Raw genomic sequence first — 19,625 nt, 5'->3', positions numbered from 1 at the left:
GTTATTCACCCAAAAGACGCATCATTTCGTCTTCGTCGATCACGGCGATCCCCAGTTCCTGCGCCTTCGCCAGTTTGGAGCCCGCCGCTTCACCGGCAATCACCAGATCGGTTTTTTTCGACACGCTGCCTGCCACTTTTGCGCCGAGCGCGGTCAGCCGCGCTTTGGCGTCATCGCGCGACAGCTGGCTCAGCGAGCCGGTCAGCACAACGGTTTTCCCGGCGAACGGGCTGTCGATCTCTTCCGCCTTAATCACCAGCGGTTCAGGCCAGCGAATGCCGATATCCTCCACCAGCTGGCGGATCACTTCGCGGTTGCTCTCTTCTTCAAAGAAATTGAATACGTGCGTCGCGACCACAATCCCGACATCCGGGACTTTTTGCAGTTCTTCGATACTCGCCTTCGTCAGCGCATCCAGATTGCCGAAATAAGAGGCCAGCCCCGCAGCCGTGGCCTCCCCGACTTCACGGATACCCAGCGCGTACAGGAAGCGCGCAAAAGTGGTGTTTTTAGCTTTTTCGAGGGCGTCGACCACGTTCTGCGCCGACTTCGGCCCCATGCGATCCAGACCGGTCAGCTTCCCGGCGGTTAACCGGAACAGGTCCGCAGGCGTATGAACGTACTCTTTCTCCACCAGCTGATCGATAATCTTGTCGCCCATGCCATCGACGTCCATCGCCCGGCGCGAGACAAAGTGCTTCAGGGATTCTTTTCGCTGTGCGCCGCAAATCAAACCGCCGGTGCAACGCGCCACGGCCTCGCCCTCGACGCGCTCAACGTCGGAACCGCAAACCGGGCAGTGTGTCGGGAAGGTGACTTCCCGGGTCTCGTCCGGGCGCTCGGAGAGCACCACGTTGACTACCTGGGGGATCACGTCTCCGGCGCGGCGGATCACCACTTTATCGCCGATGCGCAGCCCCAGACGCTCAATCTCGTCAGCGTTATGCAGCGTGGCGTTACTCACCAGTACGCCCGCCACCTGCACCGGCTCCAGACGTGCCACCGGCGTGATGGCACCGGTGCGGCCGACCTGGAATTCCACATCGCGCACAAAAGTCATCTGCTCCTGAGCGGGGAATTTGAAGGCCACCGCCCAGCGCGGCGCACGTGCCACAAAGCCGAGCTGCTCCTGAAGCGTCAGCGAATCGACTTTTATCACCACGCCGTCGATATCAAACCCCAGCTGCGGGCGATCGGCCTCAACCTGATGATAAAACGCCAGCACTTCTTCCGGAGTCTGGCAAATGCGGGTGCGATGGCTAATCGGCAGGCCCCATTTGGCGAACTGCTGCAGGCGCTGGTAATGGCTGGCCGGCAGTTCGCCGCCTTCCAGAATACCGATGCCGTAGCAGTTGAAGGTTAGCGGGCGCTTCGCCGTAATGCGCGGATCGAGCTGGCGCAGCGACCCCGCCGCCGCATTGCGCGGATTAGCAAACACTTTTCCGCCGGTGCGCCGGGCTTCTTCGTTAATCTTTTCAAATCCGGCCTGGGGCAGGAACACCTCGCCGCGCACTTCCAGACGCACAGGAATATCATCGCCGCGCAGTTTCAGCGGGATCGCCCGCACGGTACGAATATTGGAGGTAATATCTTCCCCGGTGGTGCCGTCGCCACGGGTGGCGGCGCGGACCAGCAAACCGTTTTCATACAGCAGGCTCACCGCCAGTCCGTCGAGCTTGAGTTCACAGCAGTAAGTCAGCGCATCGCTGCTTTTTAACCGATCCTGCACGCGTTTGTTGAAGGCCAGAAAGCTGCTTTCATCGAATACGTTATCCAGCGACAGCATCGGCACTTCGTGGCGGATTTGGGTAAACGCCGTCAGCGGCGCGGCACCCACGCGCTGGGTCGGGGAATCCGGGGTGATCAGCGTCGGATTGTCTGCTTCCAGCGCACGCAATTCATTCATTAACCGGTCGTATTCGGCGTCCGGAACTTCAGGCGCATCCATCACATGGTACAAATATTCATGATGGCGAAGCGTGGTTCTAAGTTCAGTCAGTTTTTGTTCTATTGAGTCCATATCACACCACCAATGAAAAAAACCCCCGACGATGCGGGGGCTTAGAGAATGTTGTTCACCGCACGCAGGTTATGCGTTAGCGTCTTTGACTTCGCGGATGCGATCCTGGTATTCACGCAGTTTTTGCGGCGTCATCATGCGACGCTGATCGTCCAGTACCACGCCGCCAACTTCATCGGCAATGTGCTGTGCAGATTGCAGCATCAGCTTGAAGTTCTGGATCTCATCGCCATAAGAAGGCACCTGCATAAAGATGGTGACGCCAGGCGTCGCGAACGTATGCATGTTTTCCGGATCGAACGACCCCGGCTTCACCATATTCGCCAGGCTGAACAGTACCGGCCCGCTGCCGTCCGGGCTGAGGTGACGATGGAAAATATTCATTTCGCCGAAGGTAAATCCGGCCTGCTGAATGCTGTTGAGCAGCACGTCGCCATTCAACTGGCTACCGGCATGAGCCGACACGTTCATGACAATGACGGTCTCTTTCAGGCGCGGTTTTTCAGGTGCCGGTGCGGGCGCAGGTTCAGGCTGCGCGACAGGTTCAGGCTGCGGCGCAGGCGCAACGGGTTGCGGCTGCTGCGGTTCCGGCGCTCTTACAACAGGTTGCGTCGGCGCAGGCTGCGGAGCGACGGGTGCCTGTTGTACAGGCTGTTGCTGCACCGGCGCGCGTTGCTCGGGTTCCTGAGGACGAGCCACAGGCTGGCGCGGCTGCGAGGACGCATAAGGAGGCTGGTAGTTATGCTGCGGCGCTTCCGGCTGGCGAGGCGGCTCAGGTTCCCGGGAGACGCTGTCATGATCGGGTGCAACGCGGCGAACACGTACTTCACCGACCCCTTCGTCTTCCATGTCGTCGCCATCATCATCAGAATCGTCATCACGCCTCGACTTCATCCGCTTAATCGGACGGTCGCGGAACACAGAGGAGCGTTCCTTACGGCTGGTCCACAGGCCGTGCACCAGTAAGGCTATTATGGCGATTGCGCCAACAATGATTAATATCAGACGCAAATCCTGCATCATTATATTCTCTGTTGTTCTAACACCTTGCCACTGCGGCAAACATTTACTCACTAAGAGTATTTGCCCATCTGCTTGAGTGCAAGTCCACTCACGTTTTTCTCCGCATAAAGATGAAATAAAACGTGTTTTTTGCTGTTTTTTCGACCATTTCCGAACTGGCGATATTCCCGGGCTCGGTTAAGATAGCCTGCGTTGACCCTGGCTGACATTTAAGGAGTAAGCCTCAATATGGTTTCACAATCCGGCGGCACGCCGCGTAGCGGTCTGTATTATTTTTCTCAGGGCTGGAAACTGGTCACGCTGCCGGGCATTCGCCGGTTCGTTATCCTGCCATTATTGATCAATATCGTCCTGATGGGCGGGGCATTTTGGTGGCTGTTTTCTCAATTTGACGTCTGGATCCCGGCACTGATGTCTCACGTGCCGGGCTGGCTGCAATGGTTGAGCTATGTGATTTGGCCATTAGTGGTGATTTCCGTGCTGCTGATCTTCGGCTATTTCTTCTCAACACTGGCGAACTGGATTGCCGCGCCGTTTAATGGCCTGTTGGCAGAACAGCTGGAAGCGCGTTTAACCGGCGCTACTCCACCGGACACCGGGGTTTTTGGCATCCTCAAAGACGTACCGCGTATCATGAAACGCGAATGGCAAAAGCTGGCCTGGTATCTTCCGCGCGCCGTGGTTCTGCTGTTGCTTTACTTTATCCCTGGCATCGGCCAGACCGTTGCGCCGGTGCTGTGGTTTTTATTCAGCGCCTGGATGCTGGCAATCCAGTATTGCGACTATCCTTTCGATAACCACAAAGTCCCGTTTAAAACGATGCGTATCGCCCTGCGCGAACGCAAATTTACTAATATGCAATTCGGCGCACTGGTGAGCCTGTTTACGCTGATTCCGTTTTTAAATCTGGTGATTATGCCGGTAGCGGTGTGCGGCGCTACCGCAATGTGGGTGGACTGCTATCGCCGCCAACATGCCTTGTGGCAGTAAAGGCGGAGAACGGAAACGAAGCGGCTTATGCCATCTCTTATTCCATAGTGATCATCATTATTTCTCATCAGCATATAGATATGCGAATTACTTACTTCCCCCTGGTGGGGAAGTGCGTATGCTAACTCTGTTTCCCAAATTTCATACAGTTAAGGACAGGCCATGAGTAAGATTTTTGAAGATAACTCGCTGACTATCGGTCATACGCCGCTGGTTCGACTGAACCGTATCGGTAACGGACGCATTCTTGCGAAGGTAGAATCACGCAACCCGAGCTTCAGCGTCAAATGCCGTATCGGTGCCAATATGATTTGGGATGCCGAAAAACGCGGCGTACTGAAACCGGGAGTGGAACTGGTTGAACCGACCAGCGGCAACACCGGTATCGCGCTGGCCTATGTGGCCGCAGCACGTGGTTACAAACTGACCCTGACCATGCCGGAAACCATGAGCATTGAGCGCCGCAAATTGCTGAAAGCGCTGGGCGCAAACCTGGTGCTGACCGAAGGCGCAAAAGGCATGAAGGGCGCAATCCAGAAAGCGGAAGAAATCGTCGCCAGCGATCCGGCGAAATATCTGCTGCTGCAGCAGTTCAGCAACCCGGCTAACCCGGAAATTCACGAAAAAACCACCGGCCCGGAAATCTGGGAAGACACCGACGGCCAGGTAGACGTGTTTATCTCCGGCGTGGGTACCGGCGGTACGCTGACCGGCGTGAGCCGTTATATCAAGAACACCAAAGGCAAATCCGAATTGATCACCGTTGCGGTCGAGCCGACCGATTCTCCGGTTATCGCTCAGGCGCTGGCGGGTGAAGAGCTTAAACCCGGCCCGCACAAAATCCAGGGTATCGGCGCAGGCTTTATCCCGGGCAACCTGGATCTGAAACTGATCGACAAAGTAGTGGCGATCACTAACGACGAAGCTATCTCTACCGCGCGTCGCCTGATGGAAGAAGAAGGCATCCTGGCGGGCATCTCTTCCGGCGCTGCGGTTGCTGCCGCGCTCAAACTTCAGGAAGACGAAGCCTTTACCACCAAGAATATTGTGGTTATCCTTCCCTCTTCAGGTGAACGTTATCTGAGCACCGCATTGTTTGCCGATCTCTTCACTGAGAAAGAATTGCAACAATGATGCCAGATTGTTAATTTTGAATAAAAAAGCACCTTTTGGGGTGCTTTTTTGTGCCCTGCTTCAAACTTTCACCGCTCCTGGCATTGCCTCATCTCGCTAGCTCTGGTATTTAAGCATCAATTTATTTCGATGCGTGAAATTAATCATTATTGGATTAGTATTGGCTGAATCGATTTAATGATTTGGTTAAGCTTTGTTATTAGCTGCATAATGATTGATGACGAGCGAAACGCGGGTTGCGTAATGGCGCCGTGCGATTTCGCAGTTCTGGCATTCTGTGCCGCGTTGCCTTGAACGCCGGTGCAACTTTAAGGCTAAAGTGTGGCCGCCAGGCTAGACTTTAGTTCCACAACACTAAACCTATAAGTTGGGGAAATATAATGTTCCAGCAAGAAGTTACCATTACCGCTCCGAACGGCCTGCATACCCGCCCTGCTGCTCAGTTTGTTAAAGAAGCGAAAGGCTTCACGTCTGATATCACTGTGACCTCCAACGGCAAAAGCGCCAGCGCAAAAAGCCTGTTCAAACTGCAAACTCTGGGTCTGACTCAGGGTACTGTGGTCAGTATCTCTGCCGAAGGCGAAGACGAGCAGAAAGCAGTTGAGCATCTGGTAAAACTGATGGCTGAACTCGAGTAAGTTCCGGGTTCTTATTAATATCAGTCACAAGTAAGGTAGGGTTATGATTTCAGGCATTTTAGCATCCCCGGGTATCGCTTTCGGCAAAGCACTGCTGCTGAAAGAAGATGAGATTGTCATCGACCGGAAAAAGATTTCTGCCGATAAGGTTGATCAGGAAGTTGAGCGTTTCCTGAGTGGGCGCGCCAAGGCCTCTACGCAGTTAGAAGCGATCAAAGTCAAAGCCGGCGAAACTTTCGGTGAGGAAAAGGAAGCCATCTTCGAAGGCCACATTATGTTGCTGGAAGATGAGGAGCTAGAGCAGGAAATCATAGCCCTGATTAAGGACAAGCTCATCACTGCCGACGCGGCAGCTTATGACGTTATCGAAGGCCAGGCGACTGCGCTGGAAGAACTCGATGACGAATACCTGAAAGAGCGTGCGGCTGACGTACGCGACATCGGTAAGCGCCTGCTGCGTAATATTCTTGGTCTCGCCATTATCGATTTAAGCGCCATTCAGGATGAAGTGATCCTGGTTGCCGCCGATCTGACGCCGTCAGAAACCGCACAGCTGAACCTGAAAAAGGTGCTGGGTTTCATCACCGATATCGGCGGACGCACTTCCCACACCTCTATCATGGCGCGTTCTCTGGAACTGCCTGCTATCGTGGGTACCGGTAGCGTCACTACCCAGGTGAAAAACGGCGACTATCTGATCCTCGACGCGGTAAACAACAAAGTTTACGTCAACCCAAGCGATGAAGAGATCGAAACCCTGCGCAATATTCAGACCCAGGTTGCTGAAGAAAAAGCAGAACTGGCAAAACTGAAAGACCTGCCGGCTATCACCCTTGACGGCCATCAGGTTGAAGTGTGCGCCAACATCGGCACCGTGCGCGACGTCGCTGGCGCTGAGCGCAACGGCGCGGAAGGCGTGGGCCTGTACCGTACCGAATTCCTGTTTATGGATCGCGACGCGCTGCCGACCGAAGAAGAGCAGTTCGCTGCTTATAAAGCCGTGGCGGAAGCCTGCGGTTCTCAGGCGGTTATCGTGCGTACCATGGACATCGGCGGCGATAAAGAACTGCCGTACATGAACTTCCCGAAAGAAGAGAACCCGTTCCTGGGCTGGCGTGCGGTGCGTATCGCCATGGACCGTAAAGAGATTCTGCGCGATCAGCTGCGTGCGATTCTACGTGCCTCCGCTTTCGGAAAACTGCGCATCATGTTCCCGATGATCATCTCCGTTGAAGAAGTCCGCGTGCTGAAAAAAGCTATCGAGACCTTCAAGCAGGAACTGCGCGATGAAGGCAAAGCCTTTGACGAATCTATTGAAGTTGGCGTGATGGTGGAAACACCGGCAGCAGCGACAATTGCGCGTCATTTAGCCAAAGAAGTCGATTTCTTTAGTATCGGAACGAACGATTTAACACAGTACACCCTGGCAGTTGATCGCGGTAATGATATGATTTCACATCTTTACCAGCCGATGTCGCCGTCTGTACTGACTCTAATTAAGCAAGTGATTGATGCATCTCATGCAGAAGGTAAATGGACCGGAATGTGTGGTGAGCTTGCAGGCGACGAACGTGCTACACTTCTGTTGTTGGGGATGGGTCTGGATGAATTCAGTATGAGTGCCATTTCTATCCCGCGTATCAAGAAGATAATTCGTAATACGAATTACGAAGATGCGAAGGTGTTAGCAGAGCAGGCTCTTGCTCAACCGACAACGGACGAGTTAATGACGCTGGTTAACAAGTTCATTGAAGAAAAAACAATCTGCTAATCCACGAGATGCGGCCCAAATTACTGCTTAGGAGAGAAGGCTAATGGGGTTATTTAGTAAACTGTTCGGTGACAAAGGCAATAGCGACACCGGAACCATTGAGATCGTTGCTCCACTGTCTGGCGAAATCGTTAATATTGAAGATGTGCCGGATGTAGTGTTCGCGGAAAAAATCGTTGGTGATGGCATCGCTATCAAACCAACCGGTAACAAAATGGTTGCACCGGTTGACGGCACCATCGGTAAAATCTTCGAAACCAACCACGCCTTCTCTATCGAATCCGATAGCGGCATTGAGCTTTTCGTTCACTTCGGTATTGATACCGTTGAGCTGAAAGGCGAAGGCTTCAAGCGTATCGCTGAAGAAGGTCAACGCGTGAAAGTTGGCGATCCGGTTATCGAATTCGATCTGCCGCTGCTGGAAGAGAAAGCCAAATCTACGCTGACGCCGGTTGTGATCTCCAATATGGACGAGATCAAAGAGCTGATTAAGCTGACGGGTAGCGTGACCGTGGGTGAAACCCCGGTTATCCGCATTAAGAAGTAATACTGCTTGAGTAAAAATGGCGCCGAAAGGCGCCATTTTTTTATCCTGCTTCCTCAGGGATGTTCCGGCAACGCCAGTTCATCAAACCCTAACGCCAGCGTGTGGCGCATCACGTCGACAACCCGGTCGCTCGCCCCTTTCACCGCTTCGGGAAGGCTCATGCCCTGCAGCAGTTTGCCCGCCAGCGCCGAGCAGAACAGATCCCCCGTCCCTTTCAGCTCCGCATCGACCCGTGGATGAACGAACACCTCGACATTTTGCGCGGTCACCAGCGCCACCTGCATGCGGTCTGCTGGCAGATCGTCCCCTGGGGCACTGGTCACCGCCACCCATTGGGTACGCCCGTTGAGCAGCGTTCTGGCGGCGTCTACCGCCTGCGCTAAACCAGGGCTGGCGCGACCCGTCAGGCGTTCCAGCTCAAAGGCGTTCGGCGTGATGCCGGTCGCCAGCGGCAATAACCGTTCGCGATAGGCCTGCGGTAGCTCCTGCTTCACGTAGATACCGCTGTCGGTATCGCCCATCACCGGATCGATAATCACCCACAGATGCGGATAACGTTCGCGCACCTGCTCAAGCCAGTCCGCCAGAATCTCCGCCTGCCCCACGCTGCCGAGGTAGCCGGTGATAATCCCCTTCACATGCCGCACCGCGTCACGCTCCAGCAGCCCGGTGAGATAGCCTTTAAACCAGTCGTCGGGAATGGCCCCGCCGTACAGGCTGGGGTAATGGGGCGTGTTGCTGAGCAGCACCGTCGGCACGGCCATGGCCCGAAAGCCTGCCTGGTGCAGCGTGGGGATCGCGATACTGTTGCCCACGCTGCCGTATACCACCTGCGACTGAACGGAAATAATGTCCGTGCGCAGCGCCCGCTGCCCGTCGCCAAATAAGATTGCGGTCATCCTTTTATCCTTCCCTGGTCATCAGGGCATGCTATCCGCGAACGGAGAGCGGCTTAAATGCCCGCTCCCTGCGCGTAGCTCTCTTCACCAAATACGCCGGTCGAGAGATAACGGTCGCCGCGATCGCAGATAATCGCTACAACAATTGCGCCTGGATTTTCACGCGCCACTCGCAAAGCGCCAGCCACGGCTCCGCCGGAACTCACGCCGCAGAAGATGCCTTCACGGCTGGCTAACTCGCGCATGGTATTTTCTGCTTCTCGTTGATGAATATCCAGCACAGCATCCACAAGGTCAGCATTATAAATCCCCGGCATATATTCTTCCGGCCAACGCCGGATGCCTGGAATGCTGCTGCCCTCTTCCGGCTGTAGGCCAACGATGGTCACCGGTTTTGCCTGCTCGCGCAGAAAACGGCTGACGCCGGTAATGGTGCCGGTAGTGCCCATGCTGGAGACGAAATGAGTGATGCGTGAATCGGTCTGCCGCCAGATTTCCGGGCCGGTGGTGCGGTAATGCGCCAGGGGGTTATCAGGGTTGTTAAACTGGTCGAGGATATAGCCTTCGCCACGGTCCGCCATGGCCTGGGCCAGATCGCGCGCCCCTTCCATGCCCTGCTCTTTGGTCACCAGCACCAGATCGGCACCGTAGGCGCGCATTGCTGCGCGGCGCTCGATACTCATGTTGTCCGGCATCAGCAGCTTCATACGGTAGCCTTTCAGCGCCGCAATCATCGCCAGCGCGATGCCGGTGTTGCCGCTGGTGGCTTCGATTAACGTGTCGCCGGGTTTAATGTCGCCGCGCTTTTCCGCTTCGACGATCATCGACAGCGCCGCGCGATCTTTTACCGAACCCGCCGGGTTATTGCCTTCCAGCTTTAGCCAAATTTCACAGCCGTTATCCGGCACCATACGCTGCAGTTTGACCAGCGGCGTATTGCCAATGGTTTGTTCTAATGTATTCACGTCAGTCTTTCCAGAGCATAAAAAAAGCGGCTGCGAAGCCGCTTTCACATCGTCGATCGCAACAAACTATCAGGCGGATTCGGCCAGGGCAATACTCTCAATTTTCTCATTGCCGTTATACAAACGGGCATGCTGCAGGCCAACAAACAGGCGCTCGCCGCGATGCGGGACATAATCTTCCCGTAAAACAACGGTTAAGGTTTCGTCATACCAGCCGAGCGGCTGTACCACTAATTGCATATAGTGGCCGCGCGGGCTCACTTCCAGCACCTGTACCGGCAGCGGCGATTCCAGGCTGGTGCGGCGGCTAACGTCCACTTCCCACGGGCGCAGGAACAGATCCACCGGCCCCTGGTGCGCAGGCGCGTAGCCCAGCGGCCAGCGGTGCGCGCCAACGTGGAACTGGCTACCGCGAATGGTGCCGTGCAGGCGGTTCACTTCGCCGAGGAACTCCAGCACAAAGCGGGTTTCCGGCTCGCGCCAGACGCGCTCCGGCGCATCGGCCTGTTCGATATGGCCCTGGCTCATCACCACTACGCGGTCCGCCACTTCCATGGCTTCTTCCTGATCGTGGGTGACGAAGACGCTGGTGAATTTCAATTCTTCATGCAGCTGACGCAGCCAGCGGCGCAGCTCTTTACGCACCTGGGCGTCGAGCGCGCCAAAGGGTTCATCAAGCAGCAGAATTTGCGGCTCAACGGCCAGGGCGCGCGCCAGAGCGACACGCTGTTTCTGACCGCCGGAAAGCTGGGCCGGAAAGCGGTCTGCCAGATGGGCGAGCTGCACCATCTCCAGCAGTTGGGTCACCTTCTGCTTGATGGCGCTGGCGTTGGGGCGCTCACGCTTTGGCAGCACGCTCAGGCCAAAAGCGATGTTGTCGAACACCGTCATATGGCGGAACAGCGCGTAGTGCTGGAACACAAAACCCACTTTACGGTCGCGGGCGTGCAACCGGCTGACGTCGGTGCCGTGAAAGCGAATATGCCCGCTGGACTGATGCTCCAGGCCCGCGATAATCCGCAGCAGCGTGGTTTTGCCGGAGCCGCTCGGCCCCAGCAGCGCCACCATCTGGCCGGAGGGGATATCCAGAGAAATATCATTAAGCACCTGAGTGCGGCCAAACGATTTTTTAATTCTGGAAATCTCAATGCTCATGATTGCTCTCCTGTTGCTGGCGTTTTTCCTGATGATGCAAACGCCATTGCAACGCACTCTTTAAAAACAGGGTCAAAATTGCCATTAAGGTCAGCAGCGCGGCGGCGGTATAGGAGCCGACCGTGTTGTAATCCTGCTCAAGTAATTCGATTTGCAGCGGCAGCGACAGGGTCTCACCGCGAATGGAGCCGGAAACCACCGACACCGCGCCGAACTCGCCGATGGCGCGGGCGTTGGTCAGCACCACGCCGTACAGCAGCGCCCAGCGGATATTCGGCAGCGTGACGCGGCGGAACATCTGCCAGCCGGACGCGCCCAGCAAAATAGCGGCCTCGTCTTCGTTGCTGCCCTGGCTGAGCATCACCGGCACCAGCTCGCGTACCACAAACGGACAGGTGACGAAAATGGTCACCAGCACCATGCCCGGCCAGGCGAACATCACCTGGAGATCGTTATCGCCCAGCCAGCCGCCGAGCGGGCCGTTCGAGCCGTAAAACAGCAGATACACCAGACCGGCCACCACCGGGGAAACCGCAAACGGGATATCCAGCAGGGTCAACAGCAGCTGGCGGCCCGGGAAGTTAAAGCGCGTCACCAGCCATGCCAGCAGCGTGCCGAACACCAGGTTAACCGGTACGGTGATCAGCGCGATCAATACCGTCAGCCAGATGGCGTGCAGCATGTCCGGATCAGCCAGGTTTTGCAGCACCGGCATCAGCCCTTTGCTGAACGCCTGGACGAAGATATACACCATCGGCACCACTAGGATCAGCGCGCTGATCAGCACGCCGGTGCCAATCAGGAACCATTTACCCCAGTTGATGCCGGGCTTACCGTAGCTTTTCAATTCTGTAACCTGCGCCATTAGTGACCTACCACGCGTCGGCCAAAGCGACTTTGCAATGTGTTGATAGCAAACAGCAGCAGCAACGAGGCGGCCAGGATCACCGAGGCGATGGCGCTGGCGGCCGGGTAATCAAACTCCTGCAAACGCACGAAAATCATCAGCGACGTGACTTCCGTTTTCCAGGCGATATTGCCGGCGATAAAAATCACCGCGCCGAACTCGCCCAGGCTGCGGGTAAACGACAGCGCCACGCCCGCCATCAGCGCCGGAGAGAGCTCCGGCAATACCACGCGGGTAAAGCTCTGCCAGCGGCTGGCACCGAGGGTTTCCGCCGCTTCTTCATATTCCGGGCCCAACTCTTCCAGCACCGGCTGCACGGTACGCACCACAAACGGGATACTGGTAAACGCCATCGCTACCGCGATACCCAGCCAGGTGTAGGTGACTTTGATATCCAGCATCGCCAGCCATTCGCCGTAAAAACCATTAACTGAAAACAGCGACGCCAGGGTCAAACCCGCCACGGCGGTGGGCAGCGCAAACGGCAAATCCATCAGCGCATCCAGAATAGTGCGCCCGGGAAAACGGTAGCGGGTCAAAATCCACGCCATCAGCAGGCCAAACACGCCATTGAAGATCGAGGCGACGCCCGCCGACAGCAGGGTAACTTTATAGGCGGCGACCACCTGCGGGTTGGTCACCACCTCCCAGTATTGCGCCCAGCTCATCTGGGACAACTGCATCACTAACGCGCTTAACGGCAACAACAAAATCAGGCAAACAAACAGCAGGCTGGTGCCGAGGCTTAACGTGAAGCCCGGCAGCACCCGGCGGGTAGAGACTGCAAACATTACTTACGCCCCGCCGCTAACAGCTTGTCCAGCTCGCCGCCGCTGTTGAAATGGGTTTTCATCACGTCAGGCCAGCTGCCAAACTGGTCCTCCACGCGGAACAGTTCGGTCTGCGGGAATTTATCTTTCAGCTTCGCCATGACTTCCGGGTTATTCACGCGGTAGTAATAGTCGGTAATGATGGTCTGCGCTTTCGGGCTGTAGAGATAGTTCAGGTAATCCTTCGCCGCTTTCTCAGTACCGTTGGATTTGACGTTTTTATCCACCCAGGCCACCGGGAATTCGGCCAGCACGTTGACTTTCGGCACCACCACTTCGAAGCCTTCTTTGGCGTACTGATTGCGGATGTTGTTTACTTCCGACTCAAAGCTAATCAGCACGTCGCCCAGGCCGCGCTCAACGAAGGTAGTGGTCGCGCCACGTCCGCCGGTATCGAATACTTCAACGTTTTTCAGGAACTGGGTCATAAACTGGGTGGTTTTGGCTTTATCGCCACCGTCGGCTTTATCAGCCGCGCCCCAGGCCGCGAGATAGGTGTAACGCGCGTTGCCGGAGGTTTTCGGATTCGGGAAAATCAGCTTCACGTCGGAACGCACCAGGTCATTCCAGTCGTGGATGTTTTTAGGGTTGCCCTTACGCACCAGGAACGCCATGGTGGAGTAGAACGGCGAGCTGTTGTTCGGCAAACGGCTCTGCCAGTCCGCCGGGATCAGGTTGCCTTTGTCATGCAGGATTTGCACATCGGTCACCTGGTTATAAGTTACAACGTCTGCTTTTAAGCCCTGCAAAATCGCCAGCGCCTGTTTTGACGAACCGGCGTGGGATTGTTTGATGGTCAGCTTATCGCCGTTGTTTTCCTGCGCCCACTGCGCCTCAAACGGCGTGTTAAGCGCGGCAAACAGCTCGCGAGAAACATCGTAAGAACTGTTCAGTAATTCAGTTGCCTGCGCAGGGCCAGCTAACACCAGGACTGCAAGCGCACTGCAAATTTTTTTCGCTGATTTAACGGCCATTACGCACCCTTATAAATGTGATGACGATCCTGGCCTCAGTTTATTTATAACGAGTGATAAAGCAGTAACGCTTTTATATACCGTTTGGTGATTTGGAAGTCGAAAAGAGAATAAGCGCACTGTGTAGCCCGATCTCAGCCTCATCATGGCCTTAATTAGCCCCCTCCCGCGCATCGAAGGGCTAAGCGCTTCTCCATCAGGAGAAAATGCACGCTCGCCCTTGTCGATTGGCTAACCCTATCACGTCAGGATAACTTTTTAAGTTGGCTGATAAATCCCCATACCAGTGCGGCAGAGGGAGAAAGCGAACGTTGGCGGCGGCGTGCTAATTGTAAACGCCGGGTCTCAGTTGGCCATAATGGAATAGCGACCAGATCGGAATTTTCCAGCGAGGCTAGCGCCAGCTCTGGAATAATTGACACGCCAATTCCTGAAGACAAAATTTGAAATATTGTCGTTACATGTCCGAGCTCCTGAATGACATGCGGTGTCACATTGTTACGAATTAATGCATTGTTAATTAAGGGGCGGCTTCCTGAACCATTATCGAGTAAAACCAGATCTTCATTCTGAAGATCGCTCCAGTTAACCGCGTCACGCTGTGAAACGGGATGGCTTTTAGGCACCACCAGACAGAAAGGCTCTTCCCAAAAGGTCTCGGTAAATAACTCAAGTGGCGTTAACGGTTCGACGATAACACCAAAATCCACTTCGCCATTCACAACCATTGCCAGGGTTTGCTGCTGTATCTGATCGTGAATCACAAGATTAATTTGCGGATAAATACGACGCAATTGTGCAATGCAATTTGGCATAATCCCTGCGGAAATGGTCGGACTGGTCGCAACATGAACCAGTCCGCTACGCTTTTCCTTTTTATTCTGCACATTATAAAGCGTGGTTTCTAATTCACTGAGTAAACGACGCAGCTCTAACGAAAGTTCTGCTCCTTGTTGCGTTAACACCACCTCGCGTGTCGTCCGATCAAATAATCGAATACCCAGCTCATTTTCAAGTTCTCCGATGCTGTGACTCATGGCGGATTGTGTTAATCCAATCATGCTGCCAGCACGGCTAAAGCCATGATACTCCGCAACTGCTAAAAAGATCCGTAACTGCCTTAAAGATATATTTGATAAATTCATGATTTTAAATCATCCATAAAGTTAAAAAAAACATTTCACCTTCTTTCGCCAGTGAGTATTAATAACAGTCAGAAAGACAAAGGGCAAAAATTAACTGTTCCGCTGATACCTGTAATTATTCAACGTTAACTATTACGCAAAATTTTGCCTGGCGGACACCTGCACAGCTTTTATTCATTTAAAAGGTGAGCGCTTCCCGTAAAACACCAAAAAAACAGGCGCATTAGAAGTTCAATTCACAAATTAACATGGGAGTGATTGTCATGAGCGAAATTGCAGCCACCAACTACCAGACTGACAAACAAATATTAGGCTTTAGCCGATGGTGGTTATTTGTTATCGCATTTCTGGCGATGTGTGTTATTAGCCCTTATGAATATGCGTGGTCTGTTATTGCCCCCCATCTTGGAAAAATCTATGGATGGGAATCTACAAAAGTTTCCTTAATGTTTACGATGTTTGTTATCTGCCAGGCATTTGGCACCTTACCCGGCGGCATTCTGCGTGACAAATTTGGTCCGAAAATTGTCTCCGTGGTGGCGGGTGTTTTTGCCGGGATTGGACTGCTGTTTTGCGCCTACGGAGCAACATTTTCTTACGGTTTAGTGCTGATTGTCTGGTGTATTGGCTGCTTCTTTTGCGGGTTCGTGTATAACGCAGCGATTACCACCTGTAATAAATGGTTCCCGGATAATCGAAATATTACTACAGGACTCATGTCCGCCGCGTTTTCCTGGGGAGCACTGCCTTTTATCTTCCCGATGCAGGCGATCCCGGAAAATGCCCCTGACCAGACATTTTTTAACGCTATCTTCATTATGGCCGCCATTATTTCAATCGTTATTATCGTTACCGGGTTATTAATGAAAGACCCGCCTAAAGGCTGGCATGTACCAAGCACTCGCGCCAGGAAAATGGTCAAGCGCCCCTGTGATAAGCAATACAGTATGGGGGAAGCCATGGGGACATGGCAGTTTTGGGTATTAATTTTATCGTTTGTTTTAGTATCGGGCGCGGGCTTAACGTTTATATCAAAGAGCATGAAATTTGCTTCGGCGTTCCATTTTAGCGTAACGGCCGGCACGATGATGACGGTAGGCATTGCCATTACCAGCGGCCTGAGCAGAGTTATCGCCGGATGGATTGCTGACAAAATCGGCATCGATAAAACCATGTCAGTTTTTTATATATTATGCGGCGCCTTCTCCCTTATCGCCCTGTATTTTGCCGAAGCAGGCAGCTCTTTTGGATTTACCAGCAGTTGCGTCATTTCTATCTTTTTCTGGGGCGCATTATACTCGCTATTTGCCTCAATCGTAGGTTATTACTATGGCGAAGTGGCTTCAGGATCGAACTATGGAATGTTATACGCCTGCGCTAAAGGCCTTGGAGGGATTTATGGCGGGGTACTTTCCGCTTATTTGATTTCTACTTACGGTAATCCTTTCATCATTGTTATTTCCGCTTTAATGGCCTTGCTGTCCGGCCTGATTCTTATTCCTTTGTGGAAACATCCTCCCATCTGGAGTGAGGATAAACATTAATTACTCCAACATTAATATTCTGCTTAAGAGAGGTTTTTTATGTCTATTCACGAACCCGCTATCCGCTGCGAAACTAATGAGCCATTAGCAGATCCTGAATTAACGGATGGTTTTCACTTACTCCTTGATGCGCTCAAACTTAATGATATTGATACTCTCTTTGGATTGCCTGGGATCCCAATTACCGATTTTCTGCGCACAGCGCAAGCCGAAGGAATGCGGGTAATTACTTTTCGTCACGAACAAAATGCCGGAAATGCAGCGGCGGCGGCAGGATTTTTAACCGGCAAGCCAGGAGTTTGCATGACCGTGTCCGCGCCCGGCTTTCTGAATGGCCTGACTGCCCTGGCAAATGCCACGACCAACTGTTTCCCCATGATCCTGATAAGCGGCTCCAGCGAACGTGAAATCGTCGATCTTCAGCAGGGCGATTATGAAGAAATGGATCAACTGGCGATTGCAAAACCGCTCTGTAAAGCGGCTTATCGCATCTTGCAGGCTAAGGATATCGGCGTAGGCATCGCGCGTGCGATCCGGGCGGCGGTTTCGGGGCGGCCCGGCGGCGTATATCTGGATTTGCCCGCCCGGCTATTTTCGCAGACGCTTCCGCTGGAGGTGGGCCGCCAATCGTTGATTAACGTCGTCGATCCGGCACCGCGCCAATTTCCCGCACCTGACAGGGTTTCCCACGCCCTGGCATTACTCAAAAGCGCCAAAAAACCGTTGGTGATATTAGGAAAAGGTGCCGCTTACGCCCGCGCCGAGTGCGAAATCAACGCGTTTATTGAAAAAACCGGCATCCCTTATTTGCCCATGTCGATGGCCAAAGGCTTGCTGCCAGACACGCATGAACTATCAGCCGCCGCTGCGCGCTCCTATGTATTACAGGAATCCGACGTAGTGGTATTGATCGGTGTCCGCCTCAACTGGTTGCTGTCTCACGGGAAAGGTAAAACCTGGGCGCAGGAAAAAGGGCCTAAAAAATTCATTCAGCTTGATATTGCGCCGACGGAAATCGACAGCAATGTGGCGATAGACGCGCCGCTGATTGGCGACATCGTTTCTTGCATGCAAAGTTTGCTGGCAGGTATCGATAATCACTGGCAGAAACCGCCCACAGAATGGACGGCAGCGATCGCTGAACGCAAAGAAAAAAATGCCAAAAAAATGGCGGAAAAACTGGCTGAACGCCCGTCGCCGATGAGTTTCCAGAGCGCGCTGAGCGCCGTGAAGCAGGTCGTCAAAGACAATCCTGAGGCCATCGTCGTGAGTGAAGGGGCCAATACGCTGGATTTCGCGCGCAGTATTGTCGATATGTACCTGCCACGGAAGCGTCTGGATGTCGGTACATGGGGCGTAATGGGTATCGGTATGGGTTTCGCCGTTGCGGCGTCTGTTGTAACCGGTCATCAGGTCATCGCGATTGAGGGCGATTCCGCGTTCGGTTTCAGTGGAATGGAAGTTGAAACCCTTTGCCGTTACCAGTTACCTGTTTGCGTTGTCGTATTTAATAACAACGGTATTTATAAAGGCACCGATATCAACGCTTCCGGCGGCAAAGATCCCGCACCCACGGTATTTGTTAAAAACGCCTGTTACGAAATGCTGATGGAGGCATTTGGCGGCAGAGGCGTACATGTCACTACCGTCGATCAATTACACCAGGCCATGAATGAGGCCATCGCGCTCGGTATTCCCACACTGATTAATGCGCATATTGATGAAACGGCGGGTACCGAAAGCGGTCGCATCACCAGTCTCAACCCAGCGAAAACAACCAGAAAATAATAAGGAATTGAAAAATGAATAATGAACAATTATTACCCCTCGCAGGAATGAAAATTATCGACTTCACTCACGTTCAGGCGGGTCCGGCCTGTACGCAAATGTTGGCCTGGTTTGGCGCTGATGTGATTAAAATTGAAAGACCGGGTTCAGGTGATATTACCCGTGTTCAGTTGCGCGATATTCCCGATGCCGACGCGCTATATTTCACCATGCTCAATAGCAATAAACGCTCATTAACTCTGGATACTAAAAAACCAGAAGGCAAAGAGATATTAACGCGCTTGATCAAAGAATGTGACGTTATGGTGGAGAATTTTGGTCCCGGCGCGCTCGACCGTATGGGTTTCACCTGGGAGACTATCCAGAAATTAAATCCGCGAATGATACTGGCGTCGGTAAAGGGATTTAGTGAAGGGCATCATTATGAACATCTTAGGGCGTATGAAAATGTCGCCCAATGCGCCGGTGGCGCAGCGTCAACCACCGGATGGTGGAAAGGCGAGAATTCCGTTCCCACCATCTCATCCGCTGCGCTCGGTGATAGTAATACCGGCATGCATCTGGCAATTGGTATTCTTACTGCCTGGATAGGCCGCCAGAAAACCGGGAAGGGGCAAAAAGTCGCCTGTTCTATGCAGGACGCGGTTTTGAATCTTTGCCGGGTAAAAATGCGCGATCAGCTACGCCTGGACAGAGTCGGCTATCTGGAGGAATATCCGCAGTATCCTAATGAAGCATTCGGCGATGTCGTGCCGCGCGGTGGTAATGCCGGTGGCGGCGGCCAGCCAGGCTGGATCCTGAAGTGCCGTGGTTGGGAAACCGATCCCAACGCCTATATCTATTTTACACTTCAGGATTTGGTCTGGACGCCAATCTGCGACGCTATCGAACGTCCGGAATGGCGGGAAGATCCAGCATATACCACGCCCAGGGCGCGCCAGCCGCATATTATGGATATCTTTGGTGCCATTGAGAATTACATCTTAACGACGGGTAAAGATAAATATGAAGCGGTGGATTATTTTGGCAAGTTTGAAATTCCCTGCGCTCCTGTGATGTCGATGAAAGAATTATTGCATGATGAATCATTACTGAAGAGCGGCTCTATTGTAGAGGTTCCACATAAAGTCCGCGGTAGCTACTGGACCGTAGGATGTCCAATTAAATTCTCAACGCTAAAACCTGTGGTTACGGCGTCTCCTTTATTAGGCGAACATACCGATGAGGTGTTGGCGGAATTAGGGTACACGCAACAGCAAATCACGGATATTCATACATCGAAAGCGGTATAAAAT

The 19,625-nt window shown here is 53.5% G+C and carries 17 protein-coding genes; 8 read left to right on the top strand and 9 right to left on the bottom strand.

Going from position 1 to position 19,625, the window contains the following annotated elements; genetic code table 11:
• Position 1: 1 nt before the first annotated feature.
• Both ligA and zipA read right to left on the bottom strand, forming a co-directional pair.
• A complete protein-coding gene (gene ligA / locus FND52_RS06950; protein ID WP_144130187.1) occupies positions 2-2,020 on the bottom strand; it encodes an NAD-dependent DNA ligase LigA in 2,019 nt (672 codons plus the stop codon).
• Positions 2,021-2,089: 69 nt separating this feature from the next.
• Positions 2,090-3,043, bottom strand: a complete 954-nt coding sequence (gene zipA / locus FND52_RS06945; protein ID WP_125295652.1) for a cell division protein ZipA — start codon at positions 3,041-3,043, stop codon at positions 2,090-2,092.
• Positions 3,044-3,271: 228 nt separating this feature from the next.
• On the opposite strand from zipA, the gene cysZ reads away from it, so the two are divergent.
• From cysZ to crr, 5 genes are all read left to right on the top strand, one after another.
• Positions 3,272-4,033, top strand: a complete 762-nt coding sequence (cysZ, locus tag FND52_RS06940) for a sulfate transporter CysZ (protein WP_144130185.1) — start codon at positions 3,272-3,274, stop codon at positions 4,031-4,033.
• Positions 4,034-4,195: 162 nt separating this feature from the next.
• Complete coding sequence (gene cysK, locus FND52_RS06935; RefSeq protein WP_144130183.1) at positions 4,196-5,167, top strand: cysteine synthase A; 972 nt, start codon at positions 4,196-4,198, stop codon at positions 5,165-5,167.
• 380 nt (positions 5,168-5,547) lie between these two features.
• On the top strand, positions 5,548-5,805 hold the full coding sequence (ptsH, locus tag FND52_RS06930) for a phosphocarrier protein Hpr (RefSeq protein WP_002463574.1): 258 nt from the start codon (positions 5,548-5,550) through the stop codon (positions 5,803-5,805).
• Between the two features lie 43 nt (positions 5,806-5,848).
• Positions 5,849-7,576, top strand: a complete 1,728-nt coding sequence (gene ptsI, locus FND52_RS06925) for a phosphoenolpyruvate-protein phosphotransferase PtsI (protein WP_125295656.1) — start codon at positions 5,849-5,851, stop codon at positions 7,574-7,576.
• A 43-nt stretch (positions 7,577-7,619) separates the two neighbouring features.
• On the top strand, positions 7,620-8,123 hold the full coding sequence (crr, locus tag FND52_RS06920) for a PTS glucose transporter subunit IIA (protein ID WP_002463576.1): 504 nt from the start codon (positions 7,620-7,622) through the stop codon (positions 8,121-8,123).
• 53 nt (positions 8,124-8,176) lie between these two features.
• Here the strand turns inward: crr and pdxK are convergent, their stop codons facing one another.
• From pdxK to FND52_RS06885, 7 genes are all read right to left on the bottom strand, one after another.
• Entirely contained in the window at positions 8,177-9,022 is an 846-nt protein-coding gene (pdxK, locus tag FND52_RS06915; protein WP_144130181.1) for a pyridoxine/pyridoxal/pyridoxamine kinase, read from the bottom strand.
• A gap of 53 nt (positions 9,023-9,075) precedes the next feature.
• A complete protein-coding gene (gene cysM / locus FND52_RS06910; RefSeq protein WP_144130179.1) occupies positions 9,076-9,987 on the bottom strand; it encodes a cysteine synthase CysM in 912 nt (303 codons plus the stop codon).
• Between the two features lie 69 nt (positions 9,988-10,056).
• Positions 10,057-11,142, bottom strand: a complete 1,086-nt coding sequence (gene cysA, locus FND52_RS06905; RefSeq protein ID WP_125295659.1) for a sulfate/thiosulfate ABC transporter ATP-binding protein CysA — start codon at positions 11,140-11,142, stop codon at positions 10,057-10,059.
• Positions 11,132-12,007, bottom strand: a complete 876-nt coding sequence (cysW, locus tag FND52_RS06900; RefSeq protein ID WP_125295660.1) for a sulfate/thiosulfate ABC transporter permease CysW — start codon at positions 12,005-12,007, stop codon at positions 11,132-11,134. Before cysW ends, cysA begins: the two co-directional genes overlap by 11 nt.
• Positions 12,007-12,840, bottom strand: coding sequence for a sulfate/thiosulfate ABC transporter permease CysT (gene cysT, locus FND52_RS06895; protein ID WP_125295661.1), 834 nt, complete (start codon positions 12,838-12,840; stop codon positions 12,007-12,009). Before cysT ends, cysW begins: the two co-directional genes overlap by 1 nt.
• Positions 12,840-13,853 carry a sulfate ABC transporter substrate-binding protein gene (locus tag FND52_RS06890; protein ID WP_144130177.1) on the bottom strand — a complete coding sequence of 338 codons (1,014 nt, stop codon included), beginning with the start codon at positions 13,851-13,853 and terminating at the stop codon, positions 12,840-12,842. Before FND52_RS06890 ends, cysT begins: the two co-directional genes overlap by 1 nt.
• A 245-nt stretch (positions 13,854-14,098) precedes the next feature.
• Entirely contained in the window at positions 14,099-14,998 is a 900-nt protein-coding gene (locus FND52_RS06885; RefSeq protein ID WP_144130175.1) for a LysR family transcriptional regulator, read from the bottom strand.
• Between the two features lie 263 nt (positions 14,999-15,261).
• On the opposite strand from FND52_RS06885, the gene FND52_RS06880 reads away from it, so the two are divergent.
• Genes FND52_RS06880 through frc form a run of 3 tightly spaced genes read left to right on the top strand, consistent with a single transcriptional unit; the run spans position 15,262 to position 19,622 of the window.
• Positions 15,262-16,542 carry an MFS transporter gene (locus FND52_RS06880; RefSeq protein WP_125295664.1) on the top strand — a complete coding sequence of 427 codons (1,281 nt, stop codon included), beginning with the start codon at positions 15,262-15,264 and terminating at the stop codon, positions 16,540-16,542.
• Positions 16,543-16,581: 39 nt separating this feature from the next.
• Positions 16,582-18,330, top strand: coding sequence for an oxalyl-CoA decarboxylase (gene oxc, locus FND52_RS06875; protein WP_144130174.1), 1,749 nt, complete (start codon positions 16,582-16,584; stop codon positions 18,328-18,330).
• Between the two features lie 14 nt (positions 18,331-18,344).
• A complete protein-coding gene (gene frc / locus FND52_RS06870) occupies positions 18,345-19,622 on the top strand; it encodes a formyl-CoA transferase (RefSeq protein ID WP_144130172.1) in 1,278 nt (425 codons plus the stop codon).
• Positions 19,623-19,625: the final 3 nt, after the last annotated feature.

It is taken from the genome of Atlantibacter subterraneus (assembly GCF_007570865.1).
Lineage (GTDB): Bacteria > Pseudomonadota > Gammaproteobacteria > Enterobacterales > Enterobacteriaceae > Atlantibacter > Atlantibacter subterraneus.
Note: the sequence above shows the minus strand (reverse complement) of the source record. Positions and strands in the feature narration are given on the sequence as shown.